Consider the following 21,379-nt stretch of genomic DNA (forward strand, 5'->3'; position numbering starts at 1 on the left):
GAATGAGTTATGACAGATATTGATATTGGCATTAGTAAAGAAAACAGAGCAGAGATTGCATATGGTCTAAAACGATTACTTGCTGACTCTTACACCTTATATTTACAAACTCATAATTTCCATTGGAATGTAACAGGCCTGCAATTTCGCGAATTACACTTAATGTTCGAGGAGCACTATACCGAACTGGCAACTGCAGTCGACGACATAGCAGAACGTATTCGTACGCTTGATGAACCTGCTCCAGGTACTTATAAAGAGTTTGCCGAACTCAGTTCAATTACTGAAGTTGATGGTGTACCTACATCAATAGAAATGGTTAAGCTACTGACAAAAGGCCATGAGCAAGTGATAAAAACGGCGCGAAGCGTGTTAAAAATAGCCCAAGAGGCTGATGATGAATCAACGGCTTCATTGGTGTCAGATAGAATGGGGATCCATGAAAAAACGGCTTGGATGTTAAGAGCAACCGTTAAGTAATAAACCCTTATTTTAATACTTACTCTCTGCAGCGTAATGGAGCTGTGCTAATTATTATATTGGCACAGTTTCATTATCAACACCTGCACCTGCCCGCAGTCAACACAGTCAACACAGTCAACACAGTCAACACAGTCAACCAGTGTTTAAAGCCCTATCTCAATGCTCTTAAACTACAGCTTGCAACAACTGATTTCAGAATAGACGATTCAAGTTAGCAACCGCAGTTTTCTACTAAATGCTGACATTGTCTATTAATGACTTTTGTCGAAAGGCATGATTCTAAACAATATATAAATGAAGTTAATTTATTCTCTCACCTTCTTATTTAATACAAAGTTAAGTACTTATTTGAACCTAAGTTTGAAAATGACCCATAAAAAAACCGCTGCAAAGGCAGCGGTTTTTTAATTAAAGAGTTTAGTTAATAATTACTTATTAGCTTCACGTTCTTTAACTTCAGCAATCACTTTTTCAGCAACACTGTTTGGACATGGTGAGTAGTGAGCAAATTCCATAGAGAATTGGCCACGACCTGATGTCATAGTACGTAGTGAACCGATGTAACCGAACATTTCTGATAACGGTACGTCAGCTTTAATACGAACACCAGTAACACCAGCCATTTGGTCTTTGATCATACCACGGCGACGGTTAAGGTCACCAATAACGTCACCGACGTTATCATCTGGGCTGAATACATCAACGTTCATGATAGGCTCAAGAAGTTGTGCACCGGCTTTAGGCATAGACTGACGGAATGCGCCTTTAGCAGCAATTTCGAACGCGATAGCTGACGAATCAACTGCGTGGAAAGCACCATCTAAAAGTTCTAATTCAACATCTAATACTGGGAAACCAGCAACAGTACCCGTTCCCATCAATGATGCGAAACCTTTCTCAACTGCAGGCCAGAATTCTTTCGGTACGTTACCACCAACAACTTTAGAGCTGAAAGTGAAACCAGTGTTTTGCTCACCTGGACGGATGATGTAGTCAATTTTACCAAACTGACCAGAACCACCAGACTGTTTCTTATGCGTGTAGCTATCTTCGATTTCACGAGTAATAGTTTCACGGTAAGCAACTTGAGGTTCACCAACGATTAAGTCAACACCGTAAGTACGCTTAAGGATGTCTACTTTAATGTCTAAGTGAAGCTCACCCATACCTTTAAGGATGGTTTCGCCTGAATCTTCATCAGTTTCTACGCGGAAAGATGGATCTTCTGCAATCATTTTACCGATAGCGATACCCATTTTCTCTGAACCACCTTTATCTTTAGGTGCTACAGCGATAGAGATAACTGGCTCTGGGAATACCATTGCTTCAAGAGTACAAGGATGTTTAACATCACATAAAGTGTGACCAGTTTGAACATTCTTCATACCAACGATAGCGATAATGTCACCAGCTTGCGCTGAATCTAATTCGTTACGCTCATCAGCTTGCATCTCAACCATACGACCAACACGTTCAGTTTTACCTGTAAACGAGTTAAGGATGGTGTCACCTTTCTTGATTTTACCTGAGTAAATACGTACGAAAGTAAGTGCACCGAAACGGTCATCCATGATTTTGAATGCTAATGCTCTGAATGGCTCGTCTACAGAAACTGTAGCAACTTCACCCGTAGGTTCGCCTTCTTCATCAGTAAGTGGCTGTGGATCAACTTCAACTGGGTTAGGAAGGTAATCAACAACAGCATCAAGAAGAAGCTGCATACCTTTGTTCTTGAACGCAGAACCACAGTAAGTTGGGAAGAATGCCATTGTACGAGTACCCATACGGATACAACGCTTGATGTCTTCCATAGCAGGCTCTTCGCCTTCCATGTAAGCTTCCATTAGATCGTCGTCTTGCTCAACAGCAGTTTCGATTAACATTTCACGGTATTCTTCTACCATGTCAACCATGTCAGCTGGAACGTCTTCGATCTTGTAGTTTTCAGCTTCACCAGTTTCATCCCATATCCAAGCTTTACGAGTTAATAGGTCAACAACACCTGTAAACTCATCTTCGATACCAATCGGTAAAACCATAACTAATGGGTTAGCTGCAAGAACATCTTGAGTTTGCTTAACAACGCGTAAGAAATCAGCACCCATACGGTCTAATTTGTTTACGAAGATGATACGAGCTACTTCTGATTCGTTAGCATAGCGCCAGTTAGTTTCTGACTGAGGCTCAACACCACCAGAACCACAGAATACACCAACACCACCATCAAGAACTTTAAGCGAACGATATACTTCAACAGTGAAGTCAACGTGGCCTGGAGTGTCGATAACGTTAAAACGGTGGTCATTCCAGAAACAGCTTACTGCTGCTGACTGAATGGTAATACCGCGCTCAGCTTCCTGTTCCATGAAGTCAGTAGTAGATTCACCATCATGCACTTCACCGATCTTGTGGATCTTACCGGTTAGCTTAAGGATACGCTCGGTGGTCGTGGTTTTACCCGCGTCAACGTGAGCGAAGATACCAATGTTTCTGTATTTGGATAATTCGGTCATGATTCAACTTTAATGATTAGTTAAGAGGTACACGGAGTATGAAAAAAGCTTAACACACCGCACATCTGGTTATTTTAGGCGCATATTGTAAGTGGGAACCTTCAAATGCGCAAATAGGACTTGCAAAATTTATCACATTTTGCAAAAAAAAATTGCCTTTAATTTCATTATTCCTAAATAAAACAATAAAATAAAAGTTATTGTTTATTTTTCAAACAACTTAGTTTTTCAGACCCAAATCGTGTATTTTTTATGACGAATAGGTTGAGTAAGACATTTTTTCTGCAATCGGCAACAAAAAAGCGAATTTGTATCAATTAATTCAATCTTAATTACGTTAATTTGTGTCGAGTTCAATCTTGCATAGCGATAAAAAATCCCCAGTTTTTCAACTGAGGATTTAGTTAAGCAATTTAGTTAGCGTAATAGCATTGCTATCACGCTAATTGATTGTTACTCACCATCAATAGGTAAAATAACAAACAATAAATCGCCTTGAGAAACCTGCTGGCCATTACCATTCAGAATACGCTCAATTCGGTATTTCTGATTTTCAGGGTACAGCACAGCGTTTTGACGGTTAAATCCAGCTAGAGTTACTTGCGAGAACATCTTCATCGCTTCTGTAAGCGCTAAATTCTGATCCACAGTAACAATGTCACCTTCTTTAACAAAGTCTGGCTCACCTGGTGCTGGTGAGGTATAGAAGATACCCGCACCTTGTGCCAATACTTTAAGCTCATTACTTTCAGCAACGCGCAGTGATTCAGTATCTAAACCTACTGTTTCAGCAGCGGCTTCCATTTCTGCAACTAGTGCAGGCACATCTAACTCAGCCATTAAGCGCGGCAAGTAGTTAGTATCGTATACACCTTCATTGAACGTCGCATCTTTAAGAATCAACTTCAATAATGGAATATTGGTTGCGATACCTTTAATCACGACATTATCAAGATACTCAGACATCTTAGTGACAACATCTTCACGTGATTCGCCGCGAATAATGATTTGTGCAATTAAGCTATCGTAGTACGGCGATACTTCTTTGCCAGTCTCAGCAATAGAAATGATTTCAATGTCATCACGTTCAGGCATAACGCATTCAGTGATCATTCCTGGGTTAGGTAATAACTGCAGTACACCTTCACTATCAAGTGCTGCTTTTTCAGCTGTTACGCGCACTTCCATGGCGTAACCTTGATCAACAGGTTGTAGATCTTCAATTGAACGGCCCGCAGCAATATCAAACTGTGCACTTACAATATCGATTCCTGATGTCGCTTCCGTTACTGGATGCTCTACTTGAAGACGGGTATTCATTTCCATGAAATACACTTCGTTAGCATCAAGGTTGTAAATGAATTCAACCGTACCTGCGCCCATGTAATCAGTCGCATCACCTAAAGCACGAGTATATTCAAGTACACGTTGTTTCAGCTCTTCAGGCAACATAGTAGAACCAGACTCTTCAATCACTTTCTGGTTGTTGCGTTGCACTGAACAGTCACGAATACCCAATACTTTGGTGTTACCAAATTTATCACGTAATAACTGAACTTCGATGTGACGCAGAGACGTTACATACTTCTCTAAGTATAAATCGCCATTACCAAAGGCTGCTGCGGCTTCTGTAGAAGTCTTTTGGAATAAACCAATCATGTCTTCAGGCTTAGTGACAACCTGAATACCTTTACCGCCACCACCTTGTACCGCTTTAAGCAACACTGGGTAACCAATTTCAAGTGCAACGTTCACCGCTTGCTCAGCGTTAGTCAAAATACCGTGTGAACCAGGTACTACCGGTACATTTTGGTCCTGTGAAGTCTTAATCGCATTTGATTTGTTACCCATCGTCGTCATTGAATGCACACTTGGACCAACAAAGTTAACGCCATTGTTAACACATAGAGCCGCAAACTGAGGGCTTTCAGATAAGAAACCAATACCTGGGTGAAGCGCGTCAACATTTTCGTAGTCAGCGACTTTCAATACAGAGTAGGCATTCAAGTAACTTTCGTCAGATGTATTACCACCAATACAGACTAGCTTATCGTTCACTTTAAGCATGTCAGCAGGCACTGAAGTCATATCAGGATCTGATGCCACTAACACAACATTAATCTTGTTGTCGTGCGCCTTGCGGATCAATTTAACCGCTGTACAGCCACGAGCATGTACTAAGACTTTATCGATTGGCTTCATCAGCTCACGAGGATCGTCTTGAACAATTTTTTCTTCTATTGCTTTCACTTCAGGCACTAAGCTTGATAGTGCTTTAGCAATGATTTCATTGGCATGTAAATTAGGTAGCGGCATTAATGGGTCAATGCTTGATAAATGGCTATCTAACGTATCGCTGAACGGATTGTGAACCAAACCAGTCATTGCACCAGGTACTTTCGACAAGTAGTTCGATAGCGTTGCTGTAGACGGTAAGTAAGCAGGTACTACCATTTGGCCAGCAAATGGCATGTTGGTGCCAGATAGGTAATAAGTTTGCACTAATGGATGGGTAACAAAACTTGCTTGTGCGCCACCGGTACAATCACCAAAACCAAACATCAATACTGGTAATTCGTTATCACGAACAAAACGCGTGATACGGTCATTAACCACAGCCATTGAGAATAGTGCAGCTGCACCTTCTTTGGTTTGCATACCACCAGAACTGATGAAACACACCACTGGCAATTTACGTTTAGCACATTCAATCAATAGCGCACTGAATTTTTCAGCACTGGCCATATCGAATGCACCCGCTTGGAAAGCAATATTTGATACAGCAACACCAACGCGATGTTTGTTATCACCATGCTCAAAGTCAGCGACACCGGTAATCAAACCACATGGGCGAATGCCTTTGTCTAATGCATCTTCAATTGATAAACGGAAACCTGGGAAGTTAAGTAAGTTAGCCGACATTTTGTCGCCATTTAACTCTTCAAATTCAGTGAAGAACTTACCTATAACATTCTCCCAACCCATTTTTCCTTGGCGCTTTTCGTCGCGAAGTACTTTTTGGATTAATAGATCTTGGTAGCCCATGGTGAGGCGGTTCCAGAAATCTTTACGACGACCAATACGCACTGGGTTAATTGCACCTGTGTATTTGCTTTGGTCTTCTTCACTGTCAAAGTATTCTGGTAATAAACGCTCAAAGAAATACGTCAAGATAACGAATAAGCTGTCGTTTAATTGTGGGTTACCAACACTCTTCCATTGCTCTACACGTGTCAGTAATTCTGCACGGTTAGATTGGTCCATGAAGAATTTAAGCCATTTATAGAACTTAGCTTTATCGTTTGCGTCATCATTTTTTGAAAGTGCAATATCGATAGAAGTGTGTAATAGCTTATCAACTGACTCACGAGAAAGACTCTTAGACATCATCGCTTCTTTCGAAATCGACGCTAAGTTCTGAACCACATTGTCGTATAACGCATTAAAGATAAGTACGTTATGACATTGCCAAATGAAATCTTCACGCAGCTCATCGTTAACCACAATATCCAGTACTGTTAACTGGTTTAATTCTGGCCAAGGTGCTTGCGTTTTAGATGCAGGTAATGACTCAAGGTGTTTAATTAACCCCTTAAAGTTGTTGGCTGCGTTGCTCTTCCAGCGATGGTATAAAGACCAACCAATGTTGAACAATAATGCCTTACGGGCTTTTTTATAGTTCTCTTTTGGTTCACCTAAAATGAAACGTGTAATCACGTTACGCTCAGTAGAGATTTCATTACGCTTACTGTCGAACGTGCCCCAAAGCTTATTCAGTTCTTCATCGTAAACCAGCTTATCAGGTGTTGATAACCAAGCTTGGAAGACACTGTCTTGCTCTTGCTGGATACGTTCAAGTAAGTCCCCTTCTGGCACACTCACTTTAGACAAGCGACCGTACTGTTCAACAGAAATTGAGTGAATACGGCTACGCAGTGTCAGGTAACGTAAATAACGGTATGCACTACCAAATAGATTGTGGTGCATTGTAGGGCTACTAGCGACAGCTAAACCTTGGTTGTTTTCAAGCGCTACAAGATTCTTAGATGGGTCTAAGTAACGCGACAAACTACGGTCGTAATGTTCACGTAAATCGGCTGATTCACGTACGAAATTAATTGCAGCAGTCTCAACAGCTTCAATACTACTGATAATAGCGCGGCGAAGATTATGCTGACGCTCATCTTTATCGTAAGGAGAGAAATCTACGATGCCATCAATACAACCAGCAGTAAGTAACTCTTCAGGCGAAACACCCACTGATTTAGCACATTCTTGCCAAGATAAGTTGTACTTACGTGCAATTGATTGCAAACCTTGAGGCTGAATAGTATTGAAAATACCATCACGCAGTGAAAGTAAGATGTTCGCTGCAGCTAATGGAATTGCGCCTCCTGAGTAACCTGCGCCGATAACAATACCGACGGTAGGCACATCAACGTTAGCACTTTCAGCAATCGCTTTAGAAATTGTGTGAGCTTGGTTTTGGCTGTTAGCGACTTCACCCGCATCGGCGCCTGGAGTATCAATTAAATAAACGATTGGCATTGATAGTTCAGAGAAGTGACGAATAGCTTTACATGCAGCTAAGTGATGTTCTGGCATCCAAGCGCCATTACCCGTGGTTCTTTCTTGGGCAATAAAACCAACACGACGAGTACGAGAACCAAAGTTTAATTCGATTTCCGCACTGTAGAATGCACCAAGGTGAGTTTCGCTAATCATCTTACCTTTAAGATCAGCAATAACACGCTTTGCACTTGGGCGATTCTTATCTTGAGTTGGCTGAATGACTTTCGTCACGTAGGTATCGACATCTAATGTCGCTAACTCTTTTAAGTTTGATTGAATTGCATCTTCAGATAACAATCCTTTAATTTCTTCGGCCAAAGATTGCTTGCTATGAGCAGGAAATAATGAAAAATCTTTAGCTAAATGTTCCGCTTGTAAAAATAGCGGATCAGCCGCTTGAGCTGTTGTCTTGTTTACGGGCTGCTTTTTGCTAGTCATCAAAAGATCCTCTGCTTATATAGCCTCTAAAATTTTTAGACGGTAAATATAACTTTGTTCCCTGTCAAATTACCATTAAACTATCGGAGACGCTTTGTTCCATTTTTGAGACAGTGAGGCTAAGGTGCCTGATTTAAACGGTATGATGCTGTTTGCAGCAGTAGTTAGAGCAAAAGGTTTTTCCCAAGCAGCCCGAGACATCGGACAACCAAAATCAACCATTAGTCGCAAGGTTGCTCAGCTAGAAGAGCAGCTAGGCGTGCGGTTACTGCAACGTGACACCCGTAATTTAAGTCTCACTCAAGTCGGTTCGTTATTCTTTCAACACTGTGATTCTATCAGTCAAGAAATCGATGCAGCCAAAGCCATTATTGAAAATACCCATAGTGATATTTCAGGTTCACTACGAGTGGCCATACCAGTCTCATTCTCCCAAGAAGTGATCGCTAACTTATGCAGTAGCTTTATGCGCCTTTATCCTAATATCGAACTGGACGTTCAATTTACCGACAGTAACGTTGGGTTAGTCGGTGAAGGATACGACATCGCCATTAAATATGGTCCACTAGAATCTTCTGACTTAGTGGCTAAACTGCTATTTGAACGTCAACCTATTTTAGTCGCAAGTCCCGGATATCTCAAAAAATCAGGCACACCTGCTACCCCACAAGAGTTGGCACAACACAGCGGCATATTATTAGGCACCAGTTTATCCGCGCCAATTTGGCCTGTGGGTAAAGGTAGTCGCAAGACCATGGCAAGCTTTCAACGTAAAGTGAGAGTGAACAGTGCCAGTATGGTCAAACGCTTAGCACAAGATGACTTTGGCATTGCGATGTTATCAAATAACAGTTGTAAGCAAGAGCTTGCTGCAGGCAGCCTAGTGCCGATATTACAAGAATGGCCAATGGAATCATTTAAAGTTTATGGCGTCTATTCAAGCCGTAAGCAATTAGCCAATAATATTAGTGCCTTTCTAGACTTTTTTGCCAAACGATATAGTAGCCAAGAGTCTCTGCAATCAATAATGAATTAGTACCAGAGCCGTGGTAAATTAAACCATAACAACGAAAAAACATCCTAAAGGAATAGTCATGTTCAAGCCCTTAATCATCAGCACCTTAGTTGCTGCAGCACTGTTAACATCAGCAGCCAGTTATGCCAGAAATGATGCTGCAAACCTAGACGTTGAAGAATTACGTTTACCTAAAGTGATGGATGTTATGGCGGATGTGGCGAACCGTTTTGATAATTTAAATAGTCAATTAGATAGCCAGCTTAGTGCCTCAACAGATGAGTTAGCCATTACCCAAATGGTTGCCTCGCAAGGTACAAAATTATGGCAACAAGCTGTCGCAGATGTAAAAGCGGGCAACTACGATGACCGCGCGCTTTACTGGAGCCGATTGGCAATGCGCCAAACCTTAAAAACCGCTGATGCAGGCTATAACATCGTCCCTTGGCAACGAGACATTCTTGTTAAGGCATTTGAAAAGTCTTCTCGTGGTTTAAGCGATATTCACTTTAAACCAGAAACTCGCATCAAAATTTTACTGACAGGTTTTGATCCTTTCTTTTTAGATAAAGACATCACCCAAAGCAATCCATCAGGCTTAACAGCATTAGCACTCGACGGCATGACGTTTGATGTTAATGGACAGCAAGCACAAATTGAAACCGTGATGATCCCAGTCAGATTTGCCGACTTTGATAACGGCATTATCGAATCATTACTCACACCAATGTATCGCGATAACAGCATCGATATGATTTTCACTGTGAGTATGGGACGCGATGACTTTGATATTGAACGCTTTCCGGCTCGCGGCAGAAGTGCAGCAGCCCCAGATAACTTAAATGTTTATACTGGCGCGAACAAAGCAGCACCTAAAGCGCCGTTTTTTAATGGTGGCACATTAAATGGTCCAGAGTTTGTTGAGTTTTCCTTACCTGTAAGCGCCATGCAAAAAGCAGAAGGCCAATGGCAGGTGAATGATAATCATCAAGTCACTACTATCAGCCGTGGACAGTTTGATGCGAAATCAATTTATGAATTGGCAAATGAAACCTCGGTAGAAGGTTCAGGTGGTGGTTATTTATCAAATGAGATTTCATACCGCAGTATCTTACTCAAACAACAATTTAACCGTGATATTCCAGTAGGTCACATTCATACCCCGAGAGTCAGCGGCTATGATGCAGATACTGAATGGGCTATCGTTGAGCAAATCGTTGAAATGGTAAAACTGGCAGCTGAATAATCAATGCTATAAATGGATTTGCTGCAACCGGATTGCAGCAATCCAGCTCCACAAGATATACTCACTGATATCACCATTGTTGGGTACCAACTCTCCATAACAATGTATTGTGATTATACATTCATGAACCACGATTATTTGAGTCAGGTACAAGCCAGCTTCTATGTTCAAAACCTTGTTTAGTCGCCCAACAAAGCTCTCTTCTACCAAAGCAAGCAGTGTGGGTTCATCCCATACCCGCTCTATAGCTAAAAGCTGCCTACCTAAAACTGAAGTTCAACAAACTGTACTTAAAAAGATTGAAGCTGATTACCAACAGGCAGAGGCAATTCTCGGGCGTCAATTCCCAAGACCCATTGTTCAATTTACCTTAAGAGGAAAAAGTGCAGGTACAGCACATTTACAGCTGAATAAATTACGCTTTAATCCTGTGTTACTTGAAGAAAACAGTACGGAATTTATTGAACAAGTCGTGCCACATGAAATTAGCCATCTGTTAAGTTATCAATTATTTGGGCGAGTAAAGCCCCATGGCGTTGAATGGCAGCGCATCATGCACCAAGTTTATAACGTCCCAGCACACACCACTCATCAACTTAATACCCAGTCTGTAGCAGGTAAACAGTTCGAGTATTATTGTGCATGTGGCCCAGTGCAGTTATCAATTAGACGCCACAATAAAGTATTGCGCAATCAAACCCAGTATCGCTGTAAAAACTGCTCGCAAGTGCTGGCAGCAAAAGCATAATAAATAGCTTATTTGATTAGTTAATCTGATTGCATCACAGGTACCAATCCCTTACCATCCTTCGCAAATATCAACTGATACCAACCCGTATCAATTGTGCCGTATTAATGAAGTTAGGGTTTATTGTGTCGTACCATAAAACAAACAAAATATATCAACTGCCAACACTGCTGTTTATCTTTCTTGCTGTCATTATCACAAGTTATAGCGCGCAAGCAGCAAAGCACCCCACTAGTTTTAGAAGTGCTAAAAAAGTCGCTCAAAAAATTTATAGTACTTCTTTGCCTATGACGAGCTTCTATTGTGGTTGTGATATCAATGTCGTTGGTAAACAATGGAAACCAGATTTAGACAGTTGCGGTTATCAAGTCCGTAAGCAAATCCCAAGAGCCAATAGAATTGAATGGGAACATGTGGTCTCGGCGTGGGAGTTTGGTCATCAGCTGCAATGTTGGCAAGATGGTGGGCGTAAGAATTGTGGCAGAACCAGTAGCCAATTTAAAAAAATGGAATCTGACTTGCACAACCTAACCCCTGCTGTCGGTGAAGTGAACGGCGATAGAAGTAACTACCGATTTAGCGAATGGAATGGACAAGCCACTCAATACGGCCAGTGTGCTATGGTAGTCGACTTTAAAGGTCGTAAGGCTCAGCCGCCAAAGCAAAGTCGCGGCGCCATTGCTCGAACATATTTTTATATGCAACAAGACTATGGATTATCTATTTCTTCCAGCCAAAAACGCTTATTTGAAGCATGGAATAAAACTTATCCAGTTGATCAAGTAGAATGTCTACGGGATCAACTTATTGCAAAAAACCAAGGCAATCATAATAGTTTTGTCTTAAAACAATGTCAGAATCTCGGCCTCATTGATTAAGGATCTACTATGCGCGTCCCAAGAATTTATCAACCTATCAATGAACTTACTGTTAATCAGCAAGTAAAACTAGACGAAGATGGTGCTGCACATATCGGCCGAGTGTTACGCATGAATGAAGGTGACAACATTAGCCTGTTCTGTGGTGATGGCTATGATTATCTTGCAACCATTGTCAGCGCGAATAAGAAAAACGTCACCGTTGAGATTATCGAACAAACAGCTAACGAATCTGAATCACCTCTGAATTTGCATTTAGGTCAGGTAATTTCTCGAGGTGACAGAATGGACTTCACCATTCAAAAATCAGTTGAATTAGGTGTTACCACGATTACACCGCTGTTTTCTGATCGATGCGGCGTCAAACTCAGTGGCGAGCGCCTAGAAAAGAAAATCAATCAGTGGCAAAAAATTGTCATCAGTGCCTGCGAACAATCAGGGCGCAGTTTTGTGCCTACAGTCAGACCTGCAATGACTTTAAGCCAATGGTGCGCAGAGCAAACAGATGCAGTAAAGTTGAACCTGCATCCTCGGGCAGCACATGGTATTAATGGTTTATCATTAAAAAATAACAAAGTGCGGTTATTAATTGGCCCAGAAGGCGGTCTATCAGAAGAAGAGATCGCCATGACAGAAACGCACCTCTTTACAGACGTATTACTTGGCCCACGAGTGTTACGAACAGAAACAGCTTCACTAACTGCGATTACCGCTTTGCAACTAAGATTCGGTGATATCGGTTAATCAATGATATAAGCATTGAGAAAATAAGGATAAAAGTATGATCAAGCTCGGCATAGTAATGGATCCAATCAGCGACATTAACATTAAAAAAGACTCTAGCTTTGCCATGTTAATGGCTGCTCAGTCACGCGGTTACCAACTGTATTATATGGAAATGCAAGATCTTGCCATGGTAAATGGTAAGGCAATGGCCAATATGCGTTCGTTAACAGTTGAAGATAACGCCGACAAGTGGTTTGAATTAGGTGAAAGCATCGACACACCACTTGCTGATTTAGACGTCATTTTAATGCGTAAAGATCCGCCTTTTGATACTGAATTTATCTATGCCACTTATATGCTTGAACGCGCTGAAGAAGAAGGCGTTTTGATCGTCAATAAGCCGCAAAGCCTTCGCGATGCTAATGAAAAGCTATTTACTGCTTGGTTCCCAGAATTTACCCCAGAAGCCGTTGTCACGCGCGATGCTAAACGTATCCGTGATTTCTTAGCTGAACAAGGCGATATCATTCTTAAGCCACTTGATGGAATGGGCGGCGCTTCAATTTTTCGCGTCAAACAGGATGATCCGAATATTGGGGTGATTTTAGAAACCTTAACCGAACACGGCACACGCTATGCGATGGCGCAAGGCTTTATCCCTGAAATTAAACAAGGTGATAAACGCATTTTAGTGGTTGATGGTGAACCCGTGCCTTATTCATTAGCGCGTATTCCAATGAAAGGCGAAACTCGCGGAAACTTAGCAGCTGGCGGAAGCGGTGTACCACAACCTTTATCAGAAAGTGATTTCCATATCGCTCGTACATTAGGTCCTGAGCTCAAAAAACGTGGGCTTATTTTTGTCGGTTTAGACGTGATTGGCGACAAACTCACCGAAATTAACGTCACTAGCCCCACTTGTATTAAAGAAATTGAAGCCGCATTTGATGTGGACATTACTGGCATGTTGATGGATGCCATTGAAGTACGAGTTAATAAACAAGCTTAATCTGTATCCAGCCTATTAACATTGCGTGATAGGCTGGTGCTTTAAGTTTTGAACACGATAGTTTTTCAGGATTTACCATGTTAATAAGAACAACACTGAGCTTAATACTCGGGATAACCCTGTGCTTTTCTAATAGCACATTTGCTAACGAACAATTACTAGCAAAAGCTGATACTAAAGCTGAACAAACTGCATCACAGATCCAAGTGCACGTCTCTAGTGTATCGGACACTTCAATTATCAAAGCATCTGACAATGCGGCGAAAAAAGTAGATCCAAGCACATTACCTGCTGATATCGTGGCGCCTATTACCAATATCGCCAGCAAACAAGTAAGAGTATCAACAGCACCATCTAAACCTAAAAACATGGTTATTATGATTGGTGATGGTATGGGACCCGCTTATACAACGGCCTATCGTTATTTCAAAGATAACCCTGAAACAGAAGAAATAGAACAAACAGTCTTCGACCGTTTGTTGGTTGGTATGGCAAGTACCTATCCAGCTTCTGTAAGTGGTTATGTCACCGACTCAGCGGCTTCGGCCACAGCACTTGCCACTGGTTTTAAAACCTATAATGGCGCGATTTCTGTTGATGTAGAGAAGCGTCCTCTCAAATCGATAATGGAGATGGCAAAAGAGCGCGGTTTATCAACCGGCCTTGCCGTCACTAGCCAAGTGAACCACGCCACGCCTGCGGCATTTTTCGCACATAACGAGCACCGCAGAAACTATGTTGAAATAGCTGAAGCTTATTTAGATTCAGATGCAGATGTCATATTGGGCGGCGGGCAAAAATATTTCTCTGATAGCTTACTCAAGCAATTTACTAACAAAGGCTACCAACACATTACTGAATTTTCAGAGCTTGAAAACATTTCTCAACCTAAAGTCCTTGGTCTATTTGCTGAAGTGCAATTGCCTTGGGTCATTGACGATAAGCAAGGCTACAAACTCAGTACATTAACCAAAAAGTCTTTGCAGTTATTATCTCAAAATGAACAAGGCTTTGTGTTAATTGTTGAAGGCAGCCTGATTGATTGGGCAGGACACTCCAATGACATTGCGACAGCAATGGGCGAGATGGACGAGTTTGCTAACGCAATTGAAGTGGTAGAGCAATTTGTACGTGAAAGCCAAGATACCCTAATGGTCGTTACAGCCGATCATAATACCGGTGGTTTATCGATTGGTGCTAATGGTGAATATGCTTGGAAACCAGAGATACTGCATAACATTAACGCTTCACCAAACAAGATTGCAGAGCAGCTTATCGGCACTGATGATTGGCAAGCCAGTTTTAATAAATTTGTCGGCTTCGAAGCTTCTGAGCAAGAACTTAGCACTTTAGATACAGCGAGAATGCAAGGTCAAAAGCAGCTGACTAAGTCAATCATGACCATTATTGATTTACATACTAACACTGGCTGGACTTCAGTGGGACATACTGCATCAGATGTACAAGTATTTGCTGCAGGACCTGGTTCGCGTTTATTCAGTGGTCATCAAGATAACACTGAAATCGCAACTAAAATGATGAGTTTATTACCGCAAATCTCAAACTAGACAAGCACGTCATTAGATTTTTAATCAAATTAGTACAGATATTAAGAGCAACCCATTAAATCGATGAGTTGCTCTTTTTATTTGCTCACCATTTACAAGTTTTGCATCAAGAAGCACACTATTGAGTTGTACTGACGTTGCTCATTTTCAGTGAGTTTAGAGATAAACACTGCACGACTTATTTGCTATAATCCGCCAATAACTATTGGGTTAATTTATTAAGGTCGATTCTGTGCTCACCAACACTTCTCAAGTTCTGCTACGAAACATTCAATTTGTCGAAAACCAGAATGTACTGATTCTAAATCATGAAGCAGATGCCTTAGCTGTTGAATTGCTGGATACTGCTAGCTCAGTGACTGCATTAGCCTTAGATTTTAATCATCATCAAACAATAGCAAAACAGACAAAAGCAAATCTACACTGTTATTTTGGCCATGACGTCCCTGTAGATGCTCAGTTACAAACTTTTGATACTGTGGTGATTTACTTCCCAAAAGCAAAAGCTCTCGCGCCATATCTTTTCCAGTTGGCTGCCAAGCACCTTGATGTTGGCGGTACACTCATTGTCATTGGGGAAAACAAAGGCGGCGTAAAGTCTCTGGCTAAATTACTACCAAACTATTATTCAACCGCGTTAAAACGTGATAATGCTCGTCATTGTTTATTGTTTGTCGCTGAACTTATACAAGCAGCACCTAAGCTGAATATTAATGACTGGGTGAGTCAATATCAGTTGGCCACACCTCAAGGTAATATCACAATCTGCAATTTAGTGGGCGTGTTTAGCGAAAAGAAACTTGATCAAGGCACAGAGCTATTGTTATCACACCTACCCGAGCTCACAGGCAGAGTACTCGACTTTGGTTGTGGCGCTGGCGTTATTAGTGCGGCGATGCTAAAGGCTAACCCTAGTCTTAATATTGATTGTATCGATATTAATGCCATGGCATTAAAAGCTTGCGAGCTGACACTTGAGGCAAATGACATGAAAGCCAATGTATATGCTTCAGATGGGTTTAAACAAATATCTGGTAAATTTGATGGCATCATCTCAAACCCGCCCTTCCATGACGGTTTAGCGGCAACCACACAAATTGCTAAAGACTTCGTAAAATCAAGCGCTAACAGCCTGTCAAATAAAGGGGTTTGGCAAATCGTTGCTAACAGAAACCTCCCCTATGCAGACACAATTGCTGAAGAATTCGGACAAGTGAACGTGCCAGCTGAAAACAATAAGTACAAACTATATTTTTTTCATAAGTAACAAAGTTTTAACAGCTATTAGGTTTCTAAGAAAAATATATCATTTAGTGAAAAAACAACTGCATTCTGACTAGTTTTTATCATAAAAAACCGCTACATTTTGTTAGTTAATAACAAGAACGTCACTAAGGCGTATTGACCTGATAACCTTCTCAGGCTATGAATAAAAGGTATTTTATGTTGGATTGGAGCTTAGCGGTTTTTAATGAAAACCAAACTCAAGTTGAGTTTCGTGTTATCCCCAACACTCATGGGCCAGTGTCTGAAGACGATGTCAGTAAACTGCTAACTCAACCTGAGTTTGCCATGCTGCGCCCCATGCAGCACAACATTCATAATGCTGTTGCCGAAATCAATGCGCTATGTGGTCAAGATAACGGTCAACATGAGTTATTTTTTGTTATTGCTGAGCGTGCTGATGGCAAAGTAATCATAGATATAAACGAAGATAAAATGTCTGCCTCGATGACGTTAGAAGCAGCTTGGGGTGGCAAAGATCCATCACTGCCAATAATCCTCAACGGACTTAAATCTTACAAAGTAAAAATGGGCTTAAGTAAGCCGAAAATTCTATCTCTTATTAAGCAATTAGCCATTCTTCCCCCTGGAGAGTCTTGTGACAGTGTTATCGCCGTCGGTAAATTACCCGCCAACGGTATTAATGCTAACTTGAGTAGAAAAGTTCCGCTTGCTCGTGAGCGATTACTGCAACCACAAGAGCGTGAAGACGGCTCGGTAGATATGCGTAACCTAGGCGCCATGATAATGGTTAAACCTGGTGATGTATTAATGGTTAAAACGCCTGCAACTTCTGGCACTGCTGGATATAACATCCATGGTGAAGCCATATTACAGGTTGAAGGAAAAGATCTGTCGATGCAGCCTGGTAGCGGCACAGAAATCGACCCTGAAGATCCATATAAACTGATCGCTACGGTGGCAGGTCAGCCTGTTGAAAACAAAAAAGGTATGCAAGTCGATGACATGCTGCAAATTAAAGATGTCGACGTAAAGTATGGTCATGTTGATTTTGAAGGCAGTATTTTAATCACAGGTGACGTTCATGAAGGTATGAAAGTAAAAAGCAGTGGTGACATTACGGTCATGGGCTTTGTTGAATCAGCCACCTTAGAAGCCAATGGTGATGTTATTGTCAGCAAAGGCATTATTGGCAGGCAGATTAAAGAACATGAACTCAGTAATAACATCACAGCTCAAGGGCAAATTTGTGCTCAGTTCGTACAATATTCAAATTTAACTGCCCACAGTGATATTTTAGTGACTAAGCAACTTCTGCATAGTCATTCGCAATCGGATAGCTTTATTACTGTCAGCGATCCTAGCGCAAAGCGCGGTGATTTAGTTGGCGGTAGAGCAACAGCTAAGAATGGCATTAAAGCTGTCGCCTTTGGTGCAACCGCAGGCACAAAAACAGAACTTTATTGCGCTATGCACCAAACTGAGCTTAGAGCAGAAGTTAAAGAGTGCGATGCTAAAGCGAAAAAATTAGTTGTAATGGGGCTTGAAATCGAAGCTCGACTCAGAAAACTTCCGCCTAAATCAGAATGGCAAACTGACGCTGGCATGATAGAGCAAGTGAAAATGATGCTCGATGAAAAGAAAGAAGTCGCTAATAACCGTGCTAAAGCAGAGTCTGAGTGTAAACAGTTACAACAAGAGGTCGGAGGTTATTACAGCAAGCACTTTATTCAAGCTGAACAGCATATTTTCTCCAATGTCGAAATCCATATTGGCCCTGCTCAAAATCGAACCCAAAGAGAGCATGGACCTTGTCAGATTAAAAACCTTCATAATGAAATCAGTTTTGATTACGGTAGCCATTAAAACTGATGGTGATAAATGCTATGGATAACATTTGTTGGCCTGCAATTATCAAGCAACAAGAAAGTGAAGAGCTGATTTATCTAGCCAGTGAGAGAGATTGGCTAGAGTTTTGTTGCTTGCAACCACACATCTATGATCACCAAGATCAGCTATTAGACACTGCAGGGCTAACCTTTGATATTGTTATCGAACCGACAATAGACTCAAGCTTGATGCAGGTACCACAACCCACAGCGGAATTACCTCAACTTGAAATAAGCCAACACCCTATCGATATTGTCAGTTTTATCCATTTGGTTCGACAACACGCAGTATTAAACGGTCATTGCTGTAGCGCTAAAATTGTTTTTAGTGATGTAAAGCAAGGGATTGAAGCTGTCGCTTATCTTGAATCTATTTAGCTTGAGTCACCCTTGCCTATCAGGCAGAATGCCTAGCGGTTTTAATAATTGCATCGAACAATGTATCAATTAAATCACACCACCAATCATCAACTTCTCATCATAACAATGGAACAGCTAAATTTATGGAACTGCTGAATATAGAATGCCTTGGTAAACGCCTACGATTAGAAGGCTCCATGGCGGGCTGGCAACAACTATATTGGGACAATCAATTAGTCTCGCAAAAGTCAGCATCTGTAGATAATCAGGCTTTTAACATACATGAGTTTGAGTTATCACGGCCCGCTTCCATGCAAACATCGAGCACTGATGATGTAATTACAGAAGCCAGTAGAAACATCATAAAAGTCCGTCTCGAAGCCGATGTGCAATGGCAGCCGTTTCTCATAAACTATGTAGTGCTCGTCGATAAAGACACCATTGCTGAAGGACAACGTAATACCAAGGATATTGAACAACAAGTTCCTGAAGTTGCCCCAGTAAAAAAACAACAATTCAGTATGGTGGGATTGGCATCTTTAGGATTTAAATTACTTAAAAGTGCCAAAGTGGTTAAAGCGATGCTGGCAGCTGCGAGTGTTGCTGCCTATTCGTGGCTTTTTTCAATCGAGTTTGCCTTGGCATTAATCGCTTGTTTGGTTATCCATGAGTACGGTCATATCAAGGCAATGAAACACTTTGGCATGAAGACTAAAGGCATCTATCTCATCCCATTCATGGGTGGTTTAGCGGTCAGTGACGAGCGCATTAATACCCGTTGGCAAAATGTAGTGATATCTATCATGGGGCCCACATTTGGCTTAATAATGTCGATAGGTTGCATGATAGCTTACTGGGTCACTGGCAATATATTCTTCGCTGGCCTCGCTAGTTTTAACGCCTTACTAAACCTGTTTAATTTACTACCAATTTTACCTTTAGATGGCGGTCATATTTTAAAAAGCATTACCTTTTCGATGAACAGCATGGTCGGGCTTATCGCCTGTATGGCTGGCGCAGCAATCGGTGTGTTCATCAGTTACAGTTTAGGTTTAGCATTACTTGGTTTCTTGTTATTAATCGGTAGCCTAGAAATTGTGTTTGAATGGAAAACCCGCCATCAAAGTCACTTATTACCGTTAGATAGATACGGCCAGATATTTTCTACGATTTGGTATTTTTTAACTGTGGGTATTTTGATTGGAATTATCTGGTACTTTGCAGGCTCTGGTGACGACATGCTGGCTATGCCACTTGAAATATTGAAGAGTTAACAAGAATTAAAGTGGGTTATTTCGAAAGTTTAACCCACTTACCTTACGCAGTTTATATTGGTATTGAGTGTCCCAAATGATAGCTAGGTTCTAGTACTAGTCCTAAGTTCTAAGCCCTGAGCTCTAAGCTCTAAGCTCTAAGCTCTAAGCTCTAAGCTCTAAGCTCTAAGCTCTAAGCTCTAAGCTCTAAGCTCTAAGCTCTAAGTTCTAAGTTCTAAGCTATAAGCTATAAGCTATAAGCTATAAGCTCAGGAAAAATCATACATCATTTAATCTCAAACACATTCGTCATCACTTTATACAGCTCTGTACCTTGATGCACTGATGCCGAAGCAAAGTGCAAAACAGGCACGCAATCACAAGGTAAACTCACTGACGTTAACGCTTGTTCTGATCCATATTGATCAAGTCGCAATAGGGTAACTAACGGCTCACCTGCTGCCAACGGCTTGCCCACTTCTGCACAATATTCTACTAATCCCGCTTTTGGCGCATGAAACTTTTTATAGTCTTTCAAATAACAGCCCCACCGCGGCATCTCAGCTGGTAGCACTTTCTCTTCAATCACACCTCGGTGACTCAAATAAGCCAAAATTCCTAGCGCATCTTCTTTAGCGTCGGCCATATCAATGCGCTCTTGGCTAGCCAGTTCTAAGGTAAATGCCGCAACCGGTACATCAAATTGACGTTGTTGCGTGGCGCAATATTGTTGAAGCTGCCACCATGGGTAAAAAGCGGCTTCATCCATTGCACCGCCAAATCCATTTGGAATTATCAATGAAAAGGGAATAGAGAAGAATCCTGCGGCTTCAACATCATATTCAGGACAATATAAATGTTTGGCTGATTTCGGACCAGTATGTAAATCTAATACAATATCAGCGTCGTGGGCCATTGATTGCAAGGTAACAGCAAGGCGGTGTCCTGTACTTATGCCCCAACTATTGGCGATACGTTGCTGACAGCTACGAGTTAATAATTCACGAAAAGCCGCAACTAACTCAGCATCTGATAATCCTTGGTTTAGTTCACACCATTGAGGAATATTACTAATAATATCAGCATGTTCATAATATTCACGATTCCAATTGACCCCAGTGATCGGGTCAAACCGCCCCAGGGTAAACTCACCACTTTTTTGGTTAATACCTAGTGGGTTAGCAAGTGGAAGACAGCGAATATCACCTAAAATAGTGTATGATTCTAGCAAGGTCATTAGCTGATAAATAACCGCATTACCTTGTACTTCTGCACCATGAACATTTGCTTGAATGTACACAGAAGGAGCAGCACTATCGCTTCCTTTAAAACTAAACAAAGGCGCTGTAAGCGCTTGACCAGTGGCCAATTCTCCCAACTCAACTTGCGAAGTCAGTGCTTTAGAAGTACCGGTTGATGCTGTCATTTTTAACCTT

Annotated in this window: 15 protein-coding genes; 12 read left to right on the plus strand and 3 right to left on the minus strand. The window is 41.4% G+C overall.

Going from position 1 to position 21,379, the window contains the following annotated elements; genetic code table 11:
- Positions 1-9: 9 nt before the first annotated feature.
- Positions 10-480: a Dps family protein gene (locus L2737_RS15005; RefSeq protein ID WP_102526564.1), complete on the plus strand. Its 471-nt coding sequence runs from the start codon at positions 10-12 to the stop codon at positions 478-480.
- 431 nt (positions 481-911) lie between these two features.
- Here L2737_RS15005 and fusA read toward each other — a convergent pair whose 3' ends face one another.
- Together fusA and L2737_RS15015 are read right to left on the minus strand one after the other, a co-directional pair.
- Positions 912-2,996, minus strand: coding sequence for an elongation factor G (gene fusA / locus L2737_RS15010; protein WP_248956243.1), 2,085 nt, complete (start codon positions 2,994-2,996; stop codon positions 912-914).
- A gap of 453 nt (positions 2,997-3,449) precedes the next feature.
- A complete protein-coding gene (locus tag L2737_RS15015) occupies positions 3,450-8,006 on the minus strand; it encodes an ATP-binding protein (protein WP_102526566.1) in 4,557 nt (1,518 codons plus the stop codon).
- A gap of 124 nt (positions 8,007-8,130) precedes the next feature.
- Between L2737_RS15015 and L2737_RS15020 the strand changes: the two genes are divergently transcribed.
- The 11 genes from L2737_RS15020 (at position 8,131) to L2737_RS15070 (ending at position 19,964) form a co-directional block, all read left to right on the plus strand.
- Positions 8,131-9,042: a LysR family transcriptional regulator gene (locus L2737_RS15020; RefSeq protein WP_102526567.1), complete on the plus strand. Its 912-nt coding sequence runs from the start codon at positions 8,131-8,133 to the stop codon at positions 9,040-9,042.
- A 58-nt stretch (positions 9,043-9,100) separates the two neighbouring features.
- Positions 9,101-10,267, plus strand: a complete 1,167-nt coding sequence (locus L2737_RS15025) for a pyroglutamyl-peptidase I family protein (RefSeq protein ID WP_248956244.1) — start codon at positions 9,101-9,103, stop codon at positions 10,265-10,267.
- 163 nt (positions 10,268-10,430) lie between these two features.
- The gene (locus L2737_RS15030) at positions 10,431-11,015 is read left to right on the plus strand and encodes a SprT family zinc-dependent metalloprotease (RefSeq protein WP_102526569.1); all 585 of its coding nucleotides are present in this window, start codon (positions 10,431-10,433) and stop codon (positions 11,013-11,015) included.
- 167 nt (positions 11,016-11,182) lie between these two features.
- Positions 11,183-11,893, plus strand: a complete 711-nt coding sequence (locus L2737_RS15035) for an endonuclease (RefSeq protein ID WP_241906347.1) — start codon at positions 11,183-11,185, stop codon at positions 11,891-11,893.
- A 9-nt stretch (positions 11,894-11,902) separates the two neighbouring features.
- Positions 11,903-12,637 carry a 16S rRNA (uracil(1498)-N(3))-methyltransferase gene (gene rsmE, locus L2737_RS15040; RefSeq protein WP_229368525.1) on the plus strand — a complete coding sequence of 245 codons (735 nt, stop codon included), beginning with the start codon at positions 11,903-11,905 and terminating at the stop codon, positions 12,635-12,637.
- A 37-nt stretch (positions 12,638-12,674) separates the two neighbouring features.
- A complete protein-coding gene (gene gshB, locus L2737_RS15045) occupies positions 12,675-13,628 on the plus strand; it encodes a glutathione synthase (protein ID WP_248956245.1) in 954 nt (317 codons plus the stop codon).
- Positions 13,629-13,705: 77 nt separating this feature from the next.
- On the plus strand, positions 13,706-15,196 hold the full coding sequence (locus L2737_RS15050) for an alkaline phosphatase (protein WP_248956246.1): 1,491 nt from the start codon (positions 13,706-13,708) through the stop codon (positions 15,194-15,196).
- 232 nt (positions 15,197-15,428) lie between these two features.
- Positions 15,429-16,463: a methyltransferase gene (locus L2737_RS15055; RefSeq protein WP_248956247.1), complete on the plus strand. Its 1,035-nt coding sequence runs from the start codon at positions 15,429-15,431 to the stop codon at positions 16,461-16,463.
- A 176-nt stretch (positions 16,464-16,639) separates the two neighbouring features.
- Positions 16,640-18,307 carry a flagellar assembly protein A gene (locus L2737_RS15060; RefSeq protein WP_248956248.1) on the plus strand — a complete coding sequence of 556 codons (1,668 nt, stop codon included), beginning with the start codon at positions 16,640-16,642 and terminating at the stop codon, positions 18,305-18,307.
- A gap of 20 nt (positions 18,308-18,327) precedes the next feature.
- Positions 18,328-18,708 (plus strand): DUF4144 family protein, encoded by a 381-nt coding sequence (locus L2737_RS15065; protein ID WP_157936186.1) that lies wholly within the window; start codon positions 18,328-18,330, stop codon positions 18,706-18,708.
- 125 nt (positions 18,709-18,833) lie between these two features.
- Positions 18,834-19,964: a site-2 protease family protein gene (locus L2737_RS15070; protein ID WP_229368519.1), complete on the plus strand. Its 1,131-nt coding sequence runs from the start codon at positions 18,834-18,836 to the stop codon at positions 19,962-19,964.
- A 265-nt stretch (positions 19,965-20,229) separates the two neighbouring features.
- Here L2737_RS15070 and L2737_RS15075 read toward each other — a convergent pair whose 3' ends face one another.
- On the minus strand, positions 20,230-21,369 hold the full coding sequence (locus L2737_RS15075) for a succinylglutamate desuccinylase/aspartoacylase family protein (protein ID WP_248956249.1): 1,140 nt from the start codon (positions 21,367-21,369) through the stop codon (positions 20,230-20,232).
- Positions 21,370-21,379: the final 10 nt, after the last annotated feature.

The sequence above is a fragment of the Shewanella electrodiphila genome (assembly GCF_023283985.1).
Classification (GTDB): domain Bacteria; phylum Pseudomonadota; class Gammaproteobacteria; order Enterobacterales; family Shewanellaceae; genus Shewanella; species Shewanella electrodiphila.

Excerpts from the sequence above, each read along its gene's own strand:
- L2737_RS15005 (WP_102526564.1), top strand. The coding sequence starts at position 10 with ATGACAGATATTGATATTGGCATTAGTAAAGAAAACAGAGCAGAGATT.
- fusA (WP_248956243.1), bottom strand. The coding sequence starts at position 2,996 with ATGACCGAATTATCCAAATACAGAAACATTGGTATCTTCGCTCACGTT.
- L2737_RS15015 (WP_102526566.1), bottom strand. The coding sequence starts at position 8,006 with ATGACTAGCAAAAAGCAGCCCGTAAACAAGACAACAGCTCAAGCGGCT.
- L2737_RS15025 (WP_248956244.1), top strand. The coding sequence starts at position 9,101 with ATGTTCAAGCCCTTAATCATCAGCACCTTAGTTGCTGCAGCACTGTTA.
- L2737_RS15030 (WP_102526569.1), top strand. The coding sequence starts at position 10,431 with ATGTTCAAAACCTTGTTTAGTCGCCCAACAAAGCTCTCTTCTACCAAA.
- rsmE (WP_229368525.1), top strand. The coding sequence starts at position 11,903 with ATGCGCGTCCCAAGAATTTATCAACCTATCAATGAACTTACTGTTAAT.
- gshB (WP_248956245.1), top strand. The coding sequence starts at position 12,675 with ATGATCAAGCTCGGCATAGTAATGGATCCAATCAGCGACATTAACATT.
- L2737_RS15050 (WP_248956246.1), top strand. The coding sequence starts at position 13,706 with ATGTTAATAAGAACAACACTGAGCTTAATACTCGGGATAACCCTGTGC.
- L2737_RS15060 (WP_248956248.1), top strand. The coding sequence starts at position 16,640 with ATGTTGGATTGGAGCTTAGCGGTTTTTAATGAAAACCAAACTCAAGTT.
- L2737_RS15065 (WP_157936186.1), top strand. The coding sequence starts at position 18,328 with ATGGATAACATTTGTTGGCCTGCAATTATCAAGCAACAAGAAAGTGAA.
- L2737_RS15070 (WP_229368519.1), top strand. The coding sequence starts at position 18,834 with ATGGAACTGCTGAATATAGAATGCCTTGGTAAACGCCTACGATTAGAA.
- L2737_RS15075 (WP_248956249.1), bottom strand. The coding sequence starts at position 21,369 with ATGACAGCATCAACCGGTACTTCTAAAGCACTGACTTCGCAAGTTGAG.